The sequence below is a fragment of the Campylobacter sp. IFREMER_LSEM_CL2194 genome (assembly GCF_025771685.1).
Lineage (GTDB): Bacteria > Campylobacterota > Campylobacteria > Campylobacterales > Campylobacteraceae > Campylobacter_D.
The window spans coordinates 1-536 of record NZ_JAKMQS010000059.1; the positions used below are offsets into that span (position 1 = coordinate 1).

1 pseudogene is annotated in these 536 nt (G+C 25.9%); it reads left to right on the plus strand.

What is annotated here, in order from left to right:
• Positions 1 to 536 (plus strand): annotated as a pseudogene (locus tag L8V79_RS08165) (hypothetical protein); the annotation flags it as partial.

Below are 536 nucleotides of genomic sequence, written 5' to 3' on the forward strand. Positions count from 1 at the left end.
CAAAATGGGTAAAAATTATTTGTTTATTACCAATCCACCACAGCTTAACAATGCAGCACTTTGTGAAGATTTGTATCAAAAAAAATTAGGAGCAATAATAAAAAATCGCCCAAAAGCTCTTACAAAAAATGAAAAACTTGGGTTAAAAGAGCAATTTCCTAGTAAAAGAGATTATGGTTCTTATTTTATAGAAAGAGATGTTAAAAAGGAAGATGATTTTGTATTGCAACTTTGTCCTTTTGTGAAACTTGATGGACAGATTTATCAAAAATATAAAAGGTATTTTAATTTTTATAATCAACCATATTCTTGGATGAAACTTTATTTATTGGAATATATAAACGAACGATTGGAATATGAAAAAGTTGAGCAAGATTTTGCTTATATTGATAGCTTTTTTAAATTACCCAAAGAACTGGAAGAAATTAGCGAAAAAGAAAAAGAAAAAATAAAAGAATATATCGGGCTTTTTAATAATTATTTAGATAATATCAATTCTGATTATGATCAAATGCAATTTTTTCTTGAGTTAGAGT